The sequence below is a fragment of the Streptomyces sp. NPDC002403 genome (assembly GCF_053593015.1).
On sequence record NZ_JBSFBQ010000012.1, the window covers coordinates 110,316 to 127,835 of the forward strand.

A 17,520-nucleotide genomic window follows, 5' to 3' on the forward strand; every position below is an offset into this window, starting at 1 on the left:
GGAGACCGGGGTCTTTCGTTCGGATCGGGCCGGATCGGGGAGCGGGACCCGGTGCGTGCGCTCGCAAGGCGGAGGAGGGAGTCGGGGCGGAGCCCCGGCGAGTGACGACAACGCGGAGGGGGATCCCCCCGGCCCTCAATGCCTTGAGGGAGTGCGCGCCAGGTCCCGCGAGCCCGGCGTGATCCGAACGGGAGGCCCTAGCCTCCCAGCTCGCGGTGGCGGGCCGTCAGCCGTGCGGCGCCCTCCTCGGTCGGCGAGCCGAACAGCCGCAGCCGGGAGATCCCGCCGTCCGGGAAGATGTCGATCCGGATGTGCGTGGCCCGGACCGCCTCCGGCAGGACGAAGCGGTGGTCGGTATCGGGCTGCAGCCGGGTCCGGGGCAGCACCTCGGTCCAGTCGCCGTTCTCGCCGTCACAGGCAAAGAGGCTCGCCCAGCCCGCCGCGTTGCCCTTCAGATACGCGGTGTCGATCTCGACGGCGCGGATCTCGGCCTGCTCGACGAGCCGGTAGCGGATCCAGTCGTTGCCCCGGTCGCGCCGGCGGCGGGTCTCCCAGCCGTCGTCCATCTTGCGGGACCTGCCCGGCTGGATGGTGTTGGTGGCCGGGGAGTAGAAACGGTCGGAGGCGTCCTCCACCGTGCCGCCGTTCTCCAGTGCGACCAGGTCGAAGGTGCCGAGGGCGGCCAGCCAGGCGGGGTCGGGGGTGACCTCGCCGTACACCCGGAGGCGGGCTATTCCGCCGTCGGGGTGCTGGTTGACCCGCAGATGGGTGATGCGCTGCTCGGCCGCGACCACGAAGCCGTTGGCCGCGTGTCCGCCAACCGCCGTGCGGGGTATGAGCGTTGTCCACTTGACCTCGGGCGCAAGGAGTTCCTCGGGCGACGGGGAGCCGGGCACGCAGGCCGCCTCGACGGAGACCGCCTGCGGGTAGTTGCCGCGGAAGTGGGCGGTGTCCACGATGATGCCGCGGACGATACCGGGCACGCCGAGCCGTACCAGCGCCCAGTCGTGGTCCTCGTCCGCCGGGTGCGGCACGTCCGCGCTCGCACCGCGGCGGCGGCGGGTCTCCCAGCCGTCCATGATCTTGCCCTTGTGGCCGAAGCGCTCGGGGTCGAACTCGGCGGGCTCCGGCTTGAGCAGATTCTCGCGCTCGGCGAAGAACTCGTCGTTGGCGGCGATCACACCCGCGCCGAGCCGCCGGTCGGCGAGGTCGACGAGGCCGGTGAAGGGGAAGTCGGCGGTGCGGTAGTCGGCGTACGGGTCACCGCCGCCGTACGGGCTCGCGTCACCGGTGAAGCGCTCGGTCGCCGTCATGGTCACTGGTTCCTTTCGAGGAGTCGGCCGGTGGGTCCGGCGACCGCGCCGTCGGCCGCTATCCGTTCGCCCCGCAGCCACGTCGACTTCACGACGCCGTACAGGGTCTTTCCGGCGTACGCGGTGACCTGGTTGCGGTGGAAGAGCTCGGCGGGGTCGACGGTGAACGTGTCGTCGGGGGCGAGCACCGCGAAGTCCGCGTCGCGGCCGGCCTCGATGGCGCCCTTCCGGGTGAGCCCGGCCAGTTCGGCGGGGGCGGCGGACATCCAGCGGACGACGTCGTCGAGCGAGTGTCCGCGCTTCCTGGCCTCGGTCCAGATGGCGGGCAGCCCCAGCTGGAGGGAGGAGATCCCGCCCCAGGCGGAGGCGAAGTCCGGCGTCTTGAGGTCGGTGGTGCACGGCGAGTGGTCGGAGACGATGCAGTCGATCGTCCCGTCGGCCAGCCCCTCCCACAGCGTGTCCTGGTTGGCGGCCTCGCGGATCGGCGGGCAGCACTTGAACTCCGTGGCGCCGTCCGGGACCTCCTCGGCGGTGAGGGTGAGGAAGTGCGGGCAGGACTCCACCGAGATCCGTACGCCCTCACGCTTGGCGGCCGCGATCATCGGCAGGGCGTCGCTGGAGGACAGATGCAGGACGTGGACGCGGGCGTTCAGCCGCCTGGCGTGCGCGATCAGGCCCTCGATCGCGGTGTTCTCGGCGTCGCGCGGCCGGGAGGCGAGGAAGTCGGCGTACGCGGGGCCGCTGCGCTGCGGGGCGGAGGCCAGGTGGCGCGGGTCCTCGGCGTGCACGATCAGCAGCCCGCCGAATCCGGCGATCTCCGCCATGGAGCGGGCCAGCTGCTCCTGGTCGAGCTCCGGGAACTCCTCCACGCCGGAGGGCGAGAGGAAGCACTTGAAGCCGAACACCCCGGCCTCGTACAGCGGCCGCAGGTCCTTGACGTTGGACGGGATCGCACCGCCCCAGAAGCCGGTGTCGATGTGCGCCTTGGGGGCGGCCACCTGCTGCTTGGTGCGCAGATGGTCGACGGTGGTGGTCGGCGGGAGGGAGTTGAGCGGCATGTCGAGCAGGGTGGTGATGCCGCCCGCCGCCGCCGCGCGGGTGGCGGTGAAGAAGCCTTCCCACTCCGTGCGGCCCGGGTCGTTCACATGGACATGTGTGTCCACCAGTCCGGGCAGCAGGACGTCGTCACCGAAGTCCTCCAGCCGGGCGCCGTCCGGCACCTCGGCGTCGTACGGCAGGACGGCGTCGATTCTCCCGTCGGCGACGGCCACCGCTGCGGGGCGCGTCCCGTCCGGGGTGACCACACGCGTCGAGCGCAGTACCAGTTTCACGTCCGCACCGGACACCCGTGCTCCTCACTTCGGACTTTCGAACGCTGACGAATTCAACGAACTGTTGAAGGAGTCTTCACTCGTGATTCGGGCCCGTCAAGACCCCACTCTCCTCGCCGGACGCCCTGCGGGCCACCCCGCCTCGACAACTGGAGATTTCCACAAAGTAAAAGACCTATTTCGGAGAGCGGAACGTAACATGGGACCAGTGCGGCCCCGCAGAACTGCCCCGCCGACTGCCGACACCGGGACAAACGGGCTCTGACCGGCCAGGACGCCGCACCCGGAGCAGTGCGCCGACCGGGAACCGCCCGGTAGGCTGCTGGGTGCCTCGCCGGGCGGGGCACCAGCTCTTCCGCCTCGAAAGGACCGTTGACGTGCCGCCGTCCCACGCCAGCACATCCGACTCCAAGCCCGCCGCGTCCAGCGGTGGTGTGCAGTCCCTTGAGCGTGCCTTCGATCTGCTGGAGCGGATGGCGGACGCGGGGGGTGAGGTCGGACTGAGCGAACTCTCCGCGAGCAGCGGGCTGCCGCTGCCGACCATTCACCGCCTGATGCGCACGCTGGTGCTCTGCGGATACGTGCGCCAGCAGCCCAACCGTCGCTACGCGCTGGGCCCGCGGCTGATCCGGCTCGGCGAGTCCGCGTCCCGGCTCCTGGGAACCTGGGCCCGCCCCTACCTCGCCCGCCTGGTCGAGGAGACCGGCGAGACCGCGAACATGGCGCTGCTCGACGGCGACGAGATCGTGTACGTGGCGCAGGTGCCGTCCAAGCACTCGATGCGCATGTTCACCGAGGTGGGCCGCCGGGTGCTCCCGCACTCCACCGGGGTCGGCAAGGCACTGCTGGCGCACACGCCCCCGGAGGAGGTGCGCGCCCTGCTCGCCCGTACCGGAATGCCGGCCGCCACCGAGAAGACGATCACCACTCCCGAGGGCTTCCTCGAAGCGCTGGAGCAGGTCCGCCGGGTCGGTTACGCGGTCGACGACAACGAACAGGAGATCGGGGTCCGCTGCCTGGCGGTCTCCGTCCCGAACTCCCCCACCTCGGCGGCGATCTCGATCTCCGGTCCGGCGGGCCGGGTGACGGACGCGGCGACCGAGCGGATCGTGCCGATCCTCCAGCAGGCCGCGAAGGAACTCTCCGACGCGCTGGCGAGCAGCGGCTCCACCGGCTGAGACAACGGGAGAGGGGGTGGGTGGCCGGTGCCACCCACCCCCTCTCCCGTTCTCAGACCGGTTCGGGCGCCGTCAGGCGGCCGTCGTCCATCCGGACCGTGCGGTCCGCCCGGTCCAGATGGGTCAGGTCGTGGGTGACCAGCACCGTCGCCGTGGACCGTTCCCGGGTCAGCGCGACCAGCAGGTCCAGCACCGCCGCGCCGCGTTCGTGATCGAGCGCGCTGGTCGGTTCGTCGACCAGCAGCACCGCCGGGTCGTTCATCAGGGCGCGCGCGATGTTGATCCGCTGCCGCTGTCCGCCCGACAGCTGGTGCGGTCTGCGTCCGGCGTGGTCCGCGAGGCCGACCGCGTCCAGCAGTTCCATCGCCCGGCCGCGGGCCGCCCGTACCGCGCCGCCCGAGAGGTGCGTCATCACCTGGAGCTGTTCGGCCGCCGTGAGCGACGGCAGCAGATTGGGCTGCTGGAAGACGATGCCGATCTGCTCCCGGCGCAGCTGTGCCTGCTGCGCGCGGCCCAGGCCCGTGGTGTCCCTGCCGGCGACGACCACCCGGCCCTCGTCCGGGGCCACCAGGGTCGCCGCCACCGCGAGCAGGCTGGACTTGCCGGAGCCGGAGGGCCCCACGACCGCGGTGAGCGTCCCCGCGGGCACGTCCAGCGAGATCCGGTCGAGGGCGGTGAGCCGTCCGTCGCCGTCCGGGTAGGTGAGGGTGACGTCGGCGAGGGTGAGGGTCATCGGGCACTCCCGAGTGCGGTGAGCGGGTCGACGGCGGTGATCCGCCGGATGGACAGGGCCGCCCCGAGCGCACCGAGGACGATCATGACGGCGGCCGGGACCAGGACGGTCGCGGCGTCGAGGACGAACGGCACGGCCCCGCCGCTGATCAGGGCGCCGAGTCCGGAGGCGAGCGCGGTGCCCACGCCCGTACCGATGGCGAGCATCACGACGGCCTGCCCGAGTGCGTCGCGCAGCAGGTACGCGGTGGAGGCGCCGAGCGCCTTGAGCACGGCGACGTCGCCGCTGCGCTGGATCGTCCAGACGGTGAAGAAGGCGCCGATGACCAGGGCGGAGATGGCGAACAGGAAGCCGCGCATCAGCTGGAGCGAGCCGTTCTCGGCCTGGTAGGAGCCGATGGCGGTGAGCGAGTCGGCGAGGGAGAGCGTGCTGGTGCCGGCGGCCTTGTCGCCCGCGCCGAGATCGGCGCCGTCGGTGGTGGTCAGGGCGATCACCGTGGCGTGCCGGGCCCGGCCCTCCCCGTCGCCGCCGAACCGCTGCCAGTCGTCGAGCGAGGTCCACACGACGGGCGTGTGGCTGTACGAGGCGTCGCCCGCGACGGCCGCGACGGTGACCTCGGTGGAGCCGAGCCGCAGCCGGTCACCGGTCCCGATCGCCAGGTCCTCGGCGGCCTGCCCGGACAGCACCACCTTCCCCGGTCCGACCCGCGCACCATCGGTGGGCGCCAGGCCCCCGCCGGGCTCGACCCCGAACGCGGACACCGCCGCGGTGTGCCCGCCCCGGACGGCGGCGGCGTTGAGCGTACGGATGCCGAGCGGTTCCGCACCGCTCACACCGGGCCGCTCCGCCCAGCTCTTCCAGGCGCTCTCCTCGACGGACGAGTCGGTGAAGGACACCGACCGGCCGTCGGGCGGGGCGGCGAACGCCAGATGGTCGGCGTTCAGCCCGGTGACGGCCGAGGTGTTCTCCCGGGCCAGACCGGCGGTGAGTCCGGACAACAGGCCCACGAGCAGCGTGATCAGCACCACGACCGTGCCCATGAGCGCGAACCGGCCCTTGGCGAACCGGAGATCTCTCCATGCGACGAACATGCCCCCAGCCTCGTCGTCGGGGCCGCCGGAAACATCGCTCGGCGGTGGGGCCCGACATCAACCTTTCGATTGACCGGCCCCCGCCGGCCCGCGTCTACGCTGGACGAATCATGGATACCCGCGCCCACCCCCCGGTCACCGCCGCGCTGCGGCTGTGCCTGCACGCGCTGCTGGTGGGGCTGCTCGCCCTCGCGGCGGTGCGGGCCGTCGCCGAAGGCACGCACCCCAGGGCCGTCGTCGTGGTCAGCGGTGTGATGGCCACCCTGTACGCGGCGGGCGCGCTCGCCCCCGCCGTACAGCCGCGCACCCGCGCCGCCGCCCTGTGGCTGGCGGCGCTCGGCGCCGTGTGGCTGGCACTGCTCGTCCTGTCGCCGGACAGCCTGTGGGTGGCCTTCCCGCTCTACTTCCTGCAACTGCATCTGCTGCCGACCCGCTGGGCGCTGCCGGTGGTCGCCGCCACCGCCCTCGCCGCCATCGCGGGCTTCGTGCTGCACGGCCAGGCCGTCAACCCGGGCACCTTCATCGGGCCGCTGCTCGGGGCGGCGGTCGCGGTCGCGACGGTCCTCGGGTACGAGGCGCTGTTCCGGGAGAGCGAACGGCGCCGGGAGCTCATCGTGGAGCTGATGTCGACGCGGGCGGAGCTGGCCGAGGCGGAACGCACCGCGGGCACACTGGCCGAACGCGAGCGCCTGGCCCGTGAGATCCACGACACCCTCGCCCAGGGCCTGTCCAGCATCCAGCTGCTGCTGCGCGCCGCCGAGCGGACCCTGGAGGCCGACGCCCCCGCCACCGCGCACGTCCGCCGGGCCCGCGAGGCCGCCCAGGACAATCTCGCCGAGGCCCGCCGCTTCGTACGCGCCCTGTCACCCCCGGACCTGGAGAACGGCTCCCTCGCGGGAGCCCTGGAGCGCCTCTCGTCCCGCACGACCGGCCCCGGCCTCACGGTGCAGTTCGCGGTGAGCGGCACGCCGGTGGAGCTGCCCACGCCGTACGAGGTGGCGCTGTTGCGCACCGCCCAGTCGGCACTGGCCAACACGGTGCGGCACGCCGGGGCCCGGCGCGCGGAGATCACCCTCAGCTTCATGGACACCTCGGTGTCGCTGGACGTCGTCGACGACGGCCGGGGATTCACCCCTGGCCCCGGGCCGGTCGTCGCGGACCGGGAGACCGGAGGCTTCGGACTGCCCGCGATGCGTGCGCGGGCCCGTTCGCTGGGCGGCACCCTCAGTGTCGAGTCGTCCCCGGGTCAGGGCGCCGCCGTCGCCCTGACCCTTCCCCTCCCGATCCCCGACGGCCGGCCAGGACAGGACGCCGCATGACCACCCCCGCCGACACCCCCATCAGGCTGCTGCTCGCCGACGACCATCCGGTGGTGCGGGCGGGGCTGCGGGCCGTGCTCGACTCCGAACCCGGCTTCCGGGTGGTCGCCGAGGCGGCCACCGCCGAGCAGGCCGTCGCGCTCGCCGCGGCCGGCGGCTTCGACGTCGTCCTGATGGACCTGCAGTTCGGCGCGGGCATGCACGGCTCGCAGGCCACCGCCGCCATCACGGCCCGGCCGGACGCGCCCCGGGTCCTGATCCTCACCACGTACGACTCGGACGCCGACATCCTGGCCGCCGTCGAGGCGGGCGCCGCCGGCTATCTGCTGAAGGACGCCCCGCCGGAGGAACTGGCGGCGGCGGTACGCACGGCCGCGGCCGGCCGCTCGGCACTCGCACCGGCTGTCGCCCACCGGCTGATGGACCGCATGCGGACGCCCGCGGAGGCCCTGACCAAGCGCGAGCTGGAGGTCCTGCAACTGGTCGGCGAGGGGCTGTCGAACCTCCAGATCAGCAAGCGGCTCTTCCTCAGCCAGGCGACCGTGAAGTCCCACCTGGTGCACATCTACGCCAAGCTGGGCGTGGACTCCCGCACCTCGGCGGTCGCGGCGGCGACGGCCCGTAGGCTGATCCGCCGCTGAACCCGGCCTCCGTCCGCCGTTCAGCCGCGCGGCGGCTCACCGAAGAGATCGACGGCGACCCGCACGTCCCTGAGCGCCGAGGCCAGGGCGCTCACCGAGCCGATCGCCCCCGCGATCAGCAGCAGGGAACGGCGCAGGCGTGGAATCTCGGGCACACCGCCCACCGCCATCGCGTTCAGTGCGGCCAGTTCGTCCTCGGCGATCCCCCGGTCCGGGAATTCGCCCGGATGCCCGGCCAGCTCGCGACGGAGCCGGGAGACGGCCGTGCGCAGCTCGGTCACCCTCGGATCCTCACCGCTGCCGGTTACTCGCGTCTGCCCCACGCTTCGCAACAAAGCACTCCCCCTCGCACATCCTTGTGCCGGTGTTCCGACCGGTCCCCACACCGTGGTCAAGTCACCGGGCGTGCGCGCAAGTTAACGCCATGACAGGTACCGGGCGCCACTCCGCGGACAGGATTCGGGGCTCCCGTAAGGGTGATGTGCTTGTAGCCCGGTGGACGCCGCTGCCGCTCCCACCCCCCTCCGCCCGCTCGAACGAAGGGTGCGTTTCCGGTGGCTGCTGGGGTATCCAGGCCGCATGACTCCGACAACACCCACCCCCGAGGTCGCCGGACTGCTGCTCGCCGCGGGCGGCGGACGGCGGCTCGGTGGCCGCCCCAAGGCACTGCTCGCGCACCGCGGCCGCCCACTGGTCGAACACGCGGTGCGCGTCCTGCGGGACGGCGGCTGCAGCCCCGTCCACGTGGTCCTGGGCGCCGCCGCGGACGAGGTACAGGCCCGCGCCGACCTCGGCGGCTGCACGGTGACCGTCAACCCGGACTGGACCGAGGGCATGGGCTCGTCACTGCGGGCCGGGCTCGGGGCGCTGGCAGGCACGGGGGCGGACGCGGCGCTCGTCCTCCTGGTCGACCAGCCCGGAATCGGCGCGGATGCGGTGGCCCGGGTGCGTTCGGCGTACCGCTCCCGGACCGGCATCGCGGCCGCCGCGTACGGCGGGGAACGCGGCCATCCGGTGCTGTTCGGGGCGGATCTGTGGGCGGAGATCGCGGCGGGGGCGGTGGGCGACCAGGGCGCCCGCGCCTATCTGCGGGCGCACCGCGATGCGATCACGCTCGTCGAGTGTTCCGATGTGGCTCAGGCATACGACATCGACACGGTGGAGGACCTGAAACACCTCGGGTGACCGCACTGGCACGCTGCGCCAGCAACGCACCACTTCTGTCGACCCGGAGAATCTCGATATCAACAAACCATTGAACTTCCACCATGAGGAAACTACTATCCACTGGTCAGAAGCCCTCTGCACCCCAGACGGCGTCCACACCCGTATCCCGGAGCCCCGGCACCCCGTGCCATTTCGGCGACCCGGCGGCCGTGAGACGCCGCCCCGCACCGCCCGCTGAAGGAGTGACAGCTCATGTCCGCACCAGCGCCGTCCCCGCTGGCCATCGTCGATGCCGAGCCCCTGCCCCGGCAGGACGAGGTCCTGACCGACGCGGCCCTCGCGTTCGTGGCCGAGCTGCACCGGCAGTTCACGCCCCGCCGTGACGAGCTGCTCGCCCGCCGCGGCGAGCGCCGCGCCGAGATCGCCCGTACGTCCACGCTGGATTTCCTGCCCGAGACGGCGGCGATCCGCGCGGACGACTCCTGGAAGGTCGCCCCGGCCCCGGCCGCGCTGAACGACCGCCGGGTGGAGATCACCGGTCCGACCGACCGCAAGATGACCATCAACGCCCTGAACTCGGGCGCGAGGGTCTGGCTCGCCGACTTCGAGGACGCGTCCGCCCCCACGTGGGAGAACGTCGTCCTCGGCCAGCTCAACCTGATCGACGCGTACACCCGCAGCATCGACTTCACCGACCCCGGGTCCGGCAAGTCGTACGCCCTGAAGCCCGCCGAGGAACTCGCCACCGTCGTCACCCGCCCCCGCGGCTGGCACCTGAACGAGCGTCACCTCCAGCTCGACGGCACCCCGGTGCCCGGCGCGCTGGTCGACTTCGGCCTCTACTTCTTCCACAACGCCCAGCGCCTCATCGATCTCGGCAAGGGCCCGTACTTCTATCTCCCGAAGACGGAGTCGCACCTGGAGGCCCGCCTCTGGAACGACATCTTCGTCTTCGCCCAGGACTACGTCGGCATCCCCCAGGGCACGGTCCGCGCGACCGTCCTGATCGAGACGATCACCGCCGCTTACGAGATGGAGGAGATCCTCTACGAGCTCCGCGACCACGCCTCCGGACTGAACGCGGGACGCTGGGACTACCTCTTCTCCATCGTCAAGAACTTCCGTGACGGCGGCTCCAAATTCGTCCTGCCGGACCGCAACGCCGTGACAATGACCGCCCCGTTCATGCGGGCGTACACCGAACTCCTCGTCCGCACCTGCCACAAGCGCGGCGCGCACGCCATCGGCGGGATGGCCGCCTTCATCCCGTCCCGCCGCGACGCCGAGGTCAACAAGGTCGCCTTCGAGAAGGTCAAGGCCGACAAGGACCGCGAGGCCCACGACGGCTTCGACGGCTCCTGGGTCGCCCACCCCGACCTGGTCCCGATCGCCATGGCCTCGTTCGACGCGGTCCTCGGTGAAAAGCCGAACCAGAAGGAGCGCCTGCGCGAGGACGTCTCGGTGGCCGCCGGTGACCTGATCGCCATCGACACCCTGGACGCCAGGCCCACCTACGAGGGCCTGCGCAACGCCGTCGCGGTCGGCATCCGCTACATCGAGGCCTGGCTGCGCGGCATGGGCGCGGTCGCCATCTTCAACCTGATGGAGGACGCGGCCACCGCGGAGATCTCCCGCTCGCAGATCTGGCAGTGGATCAACGCGGACGTGGTCTTCGAGAACGGCGAGCACGCCACGACCGAGCTGGCCCGCAAGGTCGCCGCCGAGGAACTCGCCGCGATCCGGGCCGAGGTCGGCGACGAGGCCTTCGCCGCCGGCAAGTGGCAGCAGGCCCACGACCTCCTGCTCCAGGTCTCCCTGGACCAGGACTACGCGGACTTCCTGACACTGCCCGCGTACGAGCAGCTGGGCTGACCGCCGCTCCGCCCGGACCCGAAGGCCTGAGCCCCCGGCACCGCACAGCGCCGGGGGCTCGGGCGCGCGGCCGTCAGGCGGTCGCCGCCTCCATGTCCGCCTTGACGGCCGACTGGTCGAGCGAGGTGAGCACGGACTGGGGATCGCCGCCCTTCAGCACCGCCTGGCCCACATCGGTGCGGATCGTGCCCCGGACGGAGGGCCAGGAACGCATGTTGACCGGTGCGAACTGGGCGTTCGACAGTTGCTCGATGAACGGCGAGAGCGGCTGCTCGGCGGGCTTCCCGGTCGCCGCGTCGGAGGCGGAGTACGTCACGGGCAGCGCGGACTGGCTCCCGCCGTAGGTCAGGGCCGACTTCCCGCTGTAGAGGAACGAGAGGAAGGTGCCGCACTCCTTGCGGTGGTCGTTGCGCCGGAAGGCCATCAGCCAGTCGCTGATCCCCACCGGAGGGGCGGCCCCGCCGTCCTTCTTGGGGAACGCGGCGTGCGCATAAGGGAGTTCGGCCCGGTCGGCCGCGCCCATCAGCATGGGGTGGGCGATCATCATGCCGATCTCGCCCCGCAGGAACTGGGCGTACGCGTCGGTCCGGTTGAGCTTCACGGGGTCGGCACCGGCCAGCCCACCGGCGACCAGCTCGTCCCGCAGCCAGGTCAGGGCCTCGGTGTTCTCCGGCTTCACGAATTCGTACTCCGCGAGCTCCCCCGTGTAGCCGCCGCCGGCCGCGAGCAGCCAGGACAGGGCCTCGTCCTCGGCCGCCTCGGGGCCGAACTGGAGCCCGTACGGCGTCTTCACGCCGATCGCCTTCAGCGCCTGGGCCGCCGCCCGCAACTCGTCCCACGACGTGGGGGCACCGCTGACACGCGCCCGCCGGAAGAGCTCCTTGTTGTAGAAGAGCCGGGGCGTGCTGGCCAGGAACGGAATGCCGTAGGTGGCGTCGTCGACCGTGCCCGCGTCGGTGAAGGACCGGATGAAGTCAGCCTGGGTGGCGATGTCGAACAGCTGGGTCATGTTGTAGAGACGGCCGTCCTCGGCGTACGGCGCGAAGACGTTCGACTGAGCGATGTCGGGCGCCCGGCCCTCCTCCACCCGCTGCGCGAGCGTCTTGTCGATCTTGGTGTAGGGAACCCGCTCCAGCTCGACCGTGATCCCGGCGTGCTGCTTCTCGAAAGCGGCGACGACATCGTCCCACTGGTCGCCGAGCGAGGCGCCGATGCTCTTGTCGTAACTGGCCACGAGCAGGTGGAGCTTCACGTCCTTGCTCGTCGAGCAGCCGGTGAGCCCGAGCGCGGCCGTGGTGCCGGCGAGGCCGGCCGTCTGAAGAAGGAACTGCCGCCGACGCACCGCTCTTGCCACCTCTTGCTAGTCCATCACATGCACTTGTGGCAGATTCTGCCACATGGGCACTAACTGCCTGATGGACGCGGTGACTCCAGGGCATAACCTGATCCGCATGCAAGGTGGCTCGTTGACGGAGCGGCGCAAGGCCGCGACCCGACTGGATATCGCCCGTACGGCGGCGGCGCTCTTCGTGGAGCACGGCCTGCGGGGCACGCGCGCCGAGGACATCGCGCGGGCCGCGGGTGTCGCCCCGCGCACCTTCTACCGCTATTTCGCCACCAAGGAGGAGGCCATCACCCCGCTGCTCGCCGTCGGCGCCCGGCAGTGGGTGGAGGCGGTACGGGACGCCCCGGGCACCCTGCCGGTACCGGACGCGCTGCGGCACGCGGCGGCCTGCGCGCTGACCCCGGCGCCCGGCGACAGTGCGGCCTCGGAGTCCCTGGAGTGGGTGCGGTCGCTGCTGAGGATGGCGGCGGACAGCCCGGCCCTCCAGTCGGTGTGGAACGACGCCTGCCACGACGCGGACGCCACCCTGGCAAGGGTGCTCGCGGCACGCGCCGGGCTCCCGGACGAGGCGGTCTCGCTGGAGATCCGGCTGACGGCCGGGGTGGCCGGGGCCGCGGTGCGGGCCGCGGTGGAGACCTGGGCGGCCGGTGACGCCCCGGCGACGGGGCCCCAGGGACCGGCGGCACTGGCGGAACGCTGCCTGGCCTCGGCAAAGGGCGCGCTGCGGGGCGCCTGACCCCGGACGCCGTGCGACCGGCTCACGGTGCCCGGCGGGGCTCCGCGAACCGGTCGGCCGTCCCGGACCTGCTACTTCAGGCCGGTGTCCAGCGCGTTCATCAGGGTGCCCTGTGACGTGTCACCGGACATCTCCCAGACCATCACGCCCAGCAGCCCCCTGGACTTCACATAGGCGGTCTTCTTGCCGATGGACCAGGTGTCGTCGAAGGACCACCACTGATTGCCGGTGTAGCCGTACGTCGACACCGACTGCTCGTCGTGATGGACGGTCATCGTCGGGTAGGCGCCGATGAGGTTGGCGTAGCCGCGGGTGCCGGCCTCCTCGGCGAACTGGCCCGGTGCGGCGCCGCCCGCGCTCTGCCATTCACCGGCGGCCCCGCCGTCGACGACGTTCTGCCAGCCCCGGCCGTAGAACGGGATGCCGAGGGTCAGCTTGCGGGGCTCGACGCCCGCGTCGGTGTACGCCTTGATGGCGATGTCGGCGCTGAAGTGGAAGTCGTAGGGGTCCTGTTCGTCCGTGTAGAGGTTGGCCTGGTGGCCGGTGCGGTTCGGCTCCCAGGAGTTGTCGCTGCCGGAGCCGTGGAAGTCGTAGCCCTGGACGTTCGCCACGTCGAGGGAGTCGAAGACCTTGGCCAGGTCCCAGCCGTCGCCGATCTTCTGCGGGTCGGCGGGGGTGAAGGCGGTGAGCAGGCGGTGACCGCCGCCGAGGGCGTCCATCTGCTTGCGGAACTCGGCGAGCAGCAGGGTCAGATTGCCCTTGTCGTCGGGCGAGTAGTGGTTGCCGGGGTGCCCGGTGCCGGTACCCGGCCATTCCCAGTCGACGTCGAAGCCGTCGAAGATCCCGGCGGCGGTGCCGGGGCCGCCCGCGCCGTTGTACTCGGGCAGGTTGCCCTTGATGTACATGTCGATGCAGGAGGAGACGAACTTCTTGCGGGAGGCGTCGGTGGCCGCCACGTCGGAGAAGTACTTGGAGTACGTCCAGCCGCCGAGCGAGACCACGATCTTCAGGTTCGGGTGGAGCTTCTTCAGCTTCTTCAACTGGTTGAAGTTTCCGCGCAGTTTGGCCCAGCCGTCGTCCGCGACACCGTCCACGGACTGGGCCGCGCTGAACGGGCGTGCGTAGTCGGCGTCGGCGTCACCGGCGCCGGTGCCCTGCTCGGGGTCCTGCGGGTCGGCGGTGGTGCCCTTGGTGACCCCGTTCAGGCAGGTGAGGTTGTTGGGGTCGATGTTGGCGAAGGCGTAGTTGACGATGTCGAGCTTGCCGGCGGCGCCCGAGTCATGGAGGTTCTTGACGAAGTACTGGCGGCCGTAGATACCCCACTGGACGAAGTAGCCGACCTTGGCGTAGTTGCCCGCGCCGACGATGTCGTCGGTCTTCACCGTGAGGGCGTTGCCGGCCGGGGAGGCGTTGTCCGCCGCGTCACGGGCCTTGACGGTGAAGGTGTACGAGGTCGACGGCGAGAGCCCGCCGATGGTGGCGGTGGTGGTGGTCCCGGAGACGGTGGTGGCCGGTGCCCCGTCCCGGTAGATGTCGTACGCGGCCACGCGCTGGTTGTCCGTCGCGGCGGTCCAGGCCAGGGTGACGGACGAGGAGTCGGTCGCGGTGGCGTGCAGCGAGCCCGGCGCGGTGGGCGGGGAGGTGTCGGTGGCCGGGTCGACGGTGGTGACGGCCAGCGGTGCGCTTTCGGCGGAGGTGTTGCCCCGGGTGTCCTTGGCCCGGACCGTGAAGGAGTAGGCGGTGGCCGGGGTGAGGCCGGTGACCGTGGCGGAGGTCGTCGCGGTGGCCGAGCCCACCACCTTGCCGCCGGCCAGGATGTCGTACGAAGCCACGGGGAAGTCGCCGGCCGCGGCCGCCGTCCAGGACAGCGACGCGGTGCGGGCGGTGACGTCGGTCTGCTTCAGCCCGCCGGGCGCGCCCGGGGGCACGTCCGCGGAGCCGTCGCACTTGTCTCCGTTGATCCGGCACCCGGTCGGCGCCGTGATCGGCCCGGTCGCGACGAACCAGAAGCTGTACGGCTCGGTGGTGCTGTGCGCGGCGACCGTACCGTTGTAGTGGGCGTTGACCGCGGTGATGTGGCTGCCCTGAGTGGTGACGGTGCCGTTGTACGAGGTGTCGATCGCGACCCCGGCCGGCAGGTCGAATTCGAGACTCCAGCCGGTCACCGCGGTGTCGGTGTCGTTGTGCAGGACGTAAGTCCCTTTCCACCACGACCCGTTGTCGGCCGAGGTGAAGGTGGCAGTCAGCTTGCCCGCCGCGTGCGCGGGTGCGGCCTGCAAGGAGAGCAGCGCGAGGAGCAGCCCGAGAACGGCGACGAGGGCGGTCGCCGTTCTCCGTCTGAGTGTCATGTGCTCGAACATGGTTTTCTCCCTTGGGGCAGGGACCGGTGAGGCGGTCCTGGGGGGAGCGGGATTCCTTGGTGCCATGGAGCACAGGGGAAACTAAGAGGTCTGGACCAACTCGTCAATAGGTACAGACCAATCCCGCGCAAAGTCTGCCCGCGCACCCCCCGACCGCCCGCCCCCTCGCCCGGCGGGCCCGTCAGCCGCCGAGGACGACCGTGCGCTGGGCGGAGAAGTCGCCCCACTTCCCGTCGGGCAGCTTGGCGCGGATCTTCATCGAGTAACGGGTGCCGCGCGGGTCGTCGACGGTGAGGCGGTAGCTCGCCCGGCCCGCGGGCGGGGTGGCCCCCCACACGATCGTGGTGGTCAGCCGGCCGCCGATGAAGAGCTGGTACGCGGGGATCCCGCCGCCCGTCTCCGGCTGCTCCCAGTCCAGGTCGATGGCGTACTCCTTGCCCTGGACGCGGTTGGTGATCCGCAGGTCGGTGGGGGCGGTGCTCGCCGGTGCGCCCGGGGCGGAGGCGGTGGTGAGGTCGATGGCGTTGCTGTCCGGCGAGGAGGTGTCGGCGGCGTCGCGGGCGCGGACGGTGAAGGTGTAGACGGTGCCGGGGCGCAGTCCGGTCAGATGTGCCGTGGTCCGCGTGCCGGGCACGCTGTGGATCCGGGAGTCCTCCTGGTAGATGTCGTACGAGGTGACGCCGATGTCGTCCGTCGAGCCGCCCCAGGAGAGGTTCACCGCCCGGCTGCCGTCCACCGTGCCGTGCAGCCTCACCGGGCGGGTCGGCGCCTCGTGGTCGGCGGGAGTCGGCGCGGGGGTGGTCACGCTCACGGCGGCGCTCGGCGCGGAGAGGTTCCCGGCGGCGTCGCGGGCGCGGACGGTGAAGGTGTAGGCGGTCGACGCGGTCAGCCCGCCGACGTCGATCATCACCTTGGCCGCCGGGACGGACCGGACCCGTTTCCCCTCGCGGTAGACCTCGTACCCGGTGACCGCCCTGTCGTCGGTGGCCCGCTCCCACATGACGTGCACGGAGGTGGCGCTGCTCGCCTGCGCCGTCACATGGCCCGGCACCGTCGGCTTGCCGGTATCGGCCTCGGGGGCGGAATCACAGGCGGAGAGCGCGGCGACGAGCAGGGCGGCGGAACAGGCCAACGCGGCGGTTGCGTGGGGGCGTTGCACGGTCGTGCCTTCCATCCGGCAGCAATGGTCCAGACCTGTATCGCATGGCGCGGGGGTCTCCGACAAGAGGGTGGAGCGGAAGCTTCCGCAATGTGCCGATGTGCGTCGGCGGTTCGCCGGCGAGGATCCGATGTGCCGTACGGTCGGGTGATGTTGTGCATACGAGGCGTGGTGCTGCCGGAGCGCGAGGAACGCACGTTCTGGATCGACGGTGACGTGCTCCGCGCGGGTCCGCCGCCCGGCGGCCTCGCCGGGCGGGACGCCAGGACGGTCGTCGACGGCGGCTGGCTGCTGCCCGGGCTCGTCGATGTGCATACGCATCCGGGTGCTCTGGAGCCCGGCTCGCCGTTCGACGAGGACTTGCTGCGCAGGCAGTTGGGCGAGCACCGGGACGCCGGGGTGCTCGCGGTGCGCACCCCCGGCACCTCTCAGCGGATGCCCGCATGGGTGGCGAAGGACCCGGAGCTGCCCCATGTGACGTCGGCGGGGCGGTGGCTGGCCACGCCCGGACGGTTCTTCCCCGGTTTCGGACGCGATGTGAGCGAGGCCGGGCTGGTACGGGCGGCCGTGGAGGAGGCGGCCGCGTCGTCCGGGTGGTGCAAGGTCATCGGCGACTGGGCCGCCGACGAACCGGCCGTGCCGCTGCCGCTGTTGACCTCGGTGGTGGAGGCGGTGCACGCGGCGGGCGGGAAGGTGGCGGTGCACTGCCAGACCGCCGAGGGCACCCGTAACGCCGTACTGGCGGGCGCCGACAGCCTGGAGCACGGGATGCATCTCGACCCGGCCCTGCTGGACCGGATGGCCGCGCAGGGCACGGCGTTCGTGCCGACGCTGAGCGTGTTCGGCGCGAAGGAGGACGCGATGCGGGCACGGGAGCCGAGCGCGCGCCGTGATCTGTGGCTGGCCGGCTGGGACACCATGCTCGACAATGTGCGCGCGGCCCACGAGGCACGGGTGACGGTGCTGGCGGGGACGGACTCCTTCCCCTGCGGGACGGTCGCGGGCGAGATGGAATGGCTGGTACGGGCCGGTCTGCCGGTCCATGCGGCACTCGGTGCCGCGTCCTGGACGGCACGGGCCTGGCTCGGGCTGCCGGGCCTCGTGGACGGAGCACCCGCCGATGTCGTCGCGTACGCCACCGACCCGGCCCTCGACCCGGGCGTGCTGAATCACCCGAGCCGGATCATGCTCCGGGGACGCGTCGTGCGGTGAGCGCGGCGCGCGATGAACGATGTGTCCGGTGAGCGATGAGTTCGGGGTGCGGAAGGAGTCAGC

General features: G+C 71.8%; 15 protein-coding genes. 7 read left to right on the plus strand and 8 right to left on the minus strand.

The genetic code is table 11. The features are described 5' to 3' along the window. Positions 1-197: 197 nt before the first annotated feature. Positions 198-1,313, minus strand: coding sequence for an allantoicase (gene alc / locus ACWCPY_RS16315; protein WP_451265389.1), 1,116 nt, complete (start codon positions 1,311-1,313; stop codon positions 198-200). Between the two features lie 2 nt (positions 1,314-1,315). Beyond that, complete coding sequence (gene allB / locus ACWCPY_RS16320; RefSeq protein WP_451265391.1) at positions 1,316-2,659, minus strand: allantoinase AllB; 1,344 nt, start codon at positions 2,657-2,659, stop codon at positions 1,316-1,318. Positions 2,660-3,021: 362 nt separating this feature from the next. On the opposite strand from allB, the gene ACWCPY_RS16325 reads away from it, so the two are divergent. Further along, positions 3,022-3,822 carry an IclR family transcriptional regulator gene (locus tag ACWCPY_RS16325; protein WP_451265393.1) on the plus strand — a complete coding sequence of 267 codons (801 nt, stop codon included), beginning with the start codon at positions 3,022-3,024 and terminating at the stop codon, positions 3,820-3,822. A gap of 52 nt (positions 3,823-3,874) precedes the next feature. Here ACWCPY_RS16325 and ACWCPY_RS16330 read toward each other — a convergent pair whose 3' ends face one another. Next, a complete protein-coding gene (locus tag ACWCPY_RS16330) occupies positions 3,875-4,555 on the minus strand; it encodes an ABC transporter ATP-binding protein (RefSeq protein WP_451265395.1) in 681 nt (226 codons plus the stop codon). After that, positions 4,552-5,646 (minus strand): ABC transporter permease, encoded by a 1,095-nt coding sequence (locus tag ACWCPY_RS16335; RefSeq protein ID WP_451265397.1) that lies wholly within the window; start codon positions 5,644-5,646, stop codon positions 4,552-4,554. Before ACWCPY_RS16335 ends, ACWCPY_RS16330 begins: the two co-directional genes overlap by 4 nt. A 110-nt stretch (positions 5,647-5,756) precedes the next feature. Here ACWCPY_RS16335 and ACWCPY_RS16340 point away from each other — a divergent pair, with 110 nt between their 5' ends. Both ACWCPY_RS16340 and ACWCPY_RS16345 read left to right on the plus strand, forming a co-directional pair. Beyond that, complete coding sequence (locus ACWCPY_RS16340; protein ID WP_451265399.1) at positions 5,757-6,965, plus strand: sensor histidine kinase; 1,209 nt, start codon at positions 5,757-5,759, stop codon at positions 6,963-6,965. Then, a complete protein-coding gene (locus ACWCPY_RS16345; RefSeq protein ID WP_451265401.1) occupies positions 6,962-7,606 on the plus strand; it encodes a response regulator in 645 nt (214 codons plus the stop codon). Before ACWCPY_RS16340 ends, ACWCPY_RS16345 begins: the two co-directional genes overlap by 4 nt. Before the next feature lie 20 nt (positions 7,607-7,626). Here the strand turns inward: ACWCPY_RS16345 and ACWCPY_RS16350 are convergent, their stop codons facing one another. Further along, entirely contained in the window at positions 7,627-7,929 is a 303-nt protein-coding gene (locus ACWCPY_RS16350) for a DUF5955 family protein (protein WP_072486150.1), read from the minus strand. Positions 7,930-8,185: 256 nt separating this feature from the next. Between ACWCPY_RS16350 and ACWCPY_RS16355 the strand changes: the two genes are divergently transcribed. Continuing rightward, positions 8,186-8,791, plus strand: a complete 606-nt coding sequence (locus tag ACWCPY_RS16355; protein ID WP_451265403.1) for a nucleotidyltransferase family protein — start codon at positions 8,186-8,188, stop codon at positions 8,789-8,791. Between the two features lie 234 nt (positions 8,792-9,025). Continuing rightward, a complete protein-coding gene (gene aceB / locus ACWCPY_RS16360; RefSeq protein WP_451265405.1) occupies positions 9,026-10,645 on the plus strand; it encodes a malate synthase A in 1,620 nt (539 codons plus the stop codon). Positions 10,646-10,718: 73 nt separating this feature from the next. Here aceB and ACWCPY_RS16365 read toward each other — a convergent pair whose 3' ends face one another. Continuing rightward, a complete protein-coding gene (locus tag ACWCPY_RS16365) occupies positions 10,719-11,987 on the minus strand; it encodes an ABC transporter substrate-binding protein (protein WP_451265407.1) in 1,269 nt (422 codons plus the stop codon). 73 nt (positions 11,988-12,060) lie between these two features. On the opposite strand from ACWCPY_RS16365, the gene ACWCPY_RS16370 reads away from it, so the two are divergent. Continuing rightward, a complete protein-coding gene (locus ACWCPY_RS16370; RefSeq protein WP_451265524.1) occupies positions 12,061-12,726 on the plus strand; it encodes a TetR/AcrR family transcriptional regulator in 666 nt (221 codons plus the stop codon). A gap of 71 nt (positions 12,727-12,797) precedes the next feature. On the opposite strand, the gene ACWCPY_RS16375 is transcribed toward ACWCPY_RS16370, so the two are convergent. Together ACWCPY_RS16375 and ACWCPY_RS16380 are read right to left on the minus strand one after the other, a co-directional pair. Further along, positions 12,798-15,086, minus strand: coding sequence for a glycosyl hydrolase family 18 protein (locus tag ACWCPY_RS16375; RefSeq protein WP_451265409.1), 2,289 nt, complete (start codon positions 15,084-15,086; stop codon positions 12,798-12,800). Positions 15,087-15,267: 181 nt separating this feature from the next. Beyond that, positions 15,268-16,260: a fibronectin type III domain-containing protein gene (locus ACWCPY_RS16380; protein ID WP_451265411.1), complete on the minus strand. Its 993-nt coding sequence runs from the start codon at positions 16,258-16,260 to the stop codon at positions 15,268-15,270. A gap of 135 nt (positions 16,261-16,395) precedes the next feature. On the opposite strand from ACWCPY_RS16380, the gene ACWCPY_RS16385 reads away from it, so the two are divergent. Beyond that, on the plus strand, positions 16,396-17,457 hold the full coding sequence (locus ACWCPY_RS16385) for an amidohydrolase family protein (RefSeq protein ID WP_451265413.1): 1,062 nt from the start codon (positions 16,396-16,398) through the stop codon (positions 17,455-17,457). Positions 17,458-17,520: the final 63 nt, after the last annotated feature.

Coding starts and splice junctions, on each gene's coding strand:
- alc (WP_451265389.1), bottom strand. CDS start 1,313: ATGACGGCGACCGAGCGCTTCACCGGTGACGCGAGCCCGTACGGCGGC.
- ACWCPY_RS16330 (WP_451265395.1), bottom strand. CDS start 4,555: ATGACCCTCACCCTCGCCGACGTCACCCTCACCTACCCGGACGGCGAC.
- ACWCPY_RS16335 (WP_451265397.1), bottom strand. CDS start 5,646: ATGTTCGTCGCATGGAGAGATCTCCGGTTCGCCAAGGGCCGGTTCGCG.
- ACWCPY_RS16340 (WP_451265399.1), top strand. CDS start 5,757: ATGGATACCCGCGCCCACCCCCCGGTCACCGCCGCGCTGCGGCTGTGC.
- ACWCPY_RS16345 (WP_451265401.1), top strand. CDS start 6,962: ATGACCACCCCCGCCGACACCCCCATCAGGCTGCTGCTCGCCGACGAC.
- ACWCPY_RS16355 (WP_451265403.1), top strand. CDS start 8,186: ATGACTCCGACAACACCCACCCCCGAGGTCGCCGGACTGCTGCTCGCC.
- aceB (WP_451265405.1), top strand. CDS start 9,026: ATGTCCGCACCAGCGCCGTCCCCGCTGGCCATCGTCGATGCCGAGCCC.
- ACWCPY_RS16370 (WP_451265524.1), top strand. CDS start 12,061: ATGGACGCGGTGACTCCAGGGCATAACCTGATCCGCATGCAAGGTGGC.
- ACWCPY_RS16375 (WP_451265409.1), bottom strand. CDS start 15,086: ATGTTCGAGCACATGACACTCAGACGGAGAACGGCGACCGCCCTCGTC.
- ACWCPY_RS16380 (WP_451265411.1), bottom strand. CDS start 16,260: ATGGAAGGCACGACCGTGCAACGCCCCCACGCAACCGCCGCGTTGGCC.
- ACWCPY_RS16385 (WP_451265413.1), top strand. CDS start 16,396: ATGTTGTGCATACGAGGCGTGGTGCTGCCGGAGCGCGAGGAACGCACG.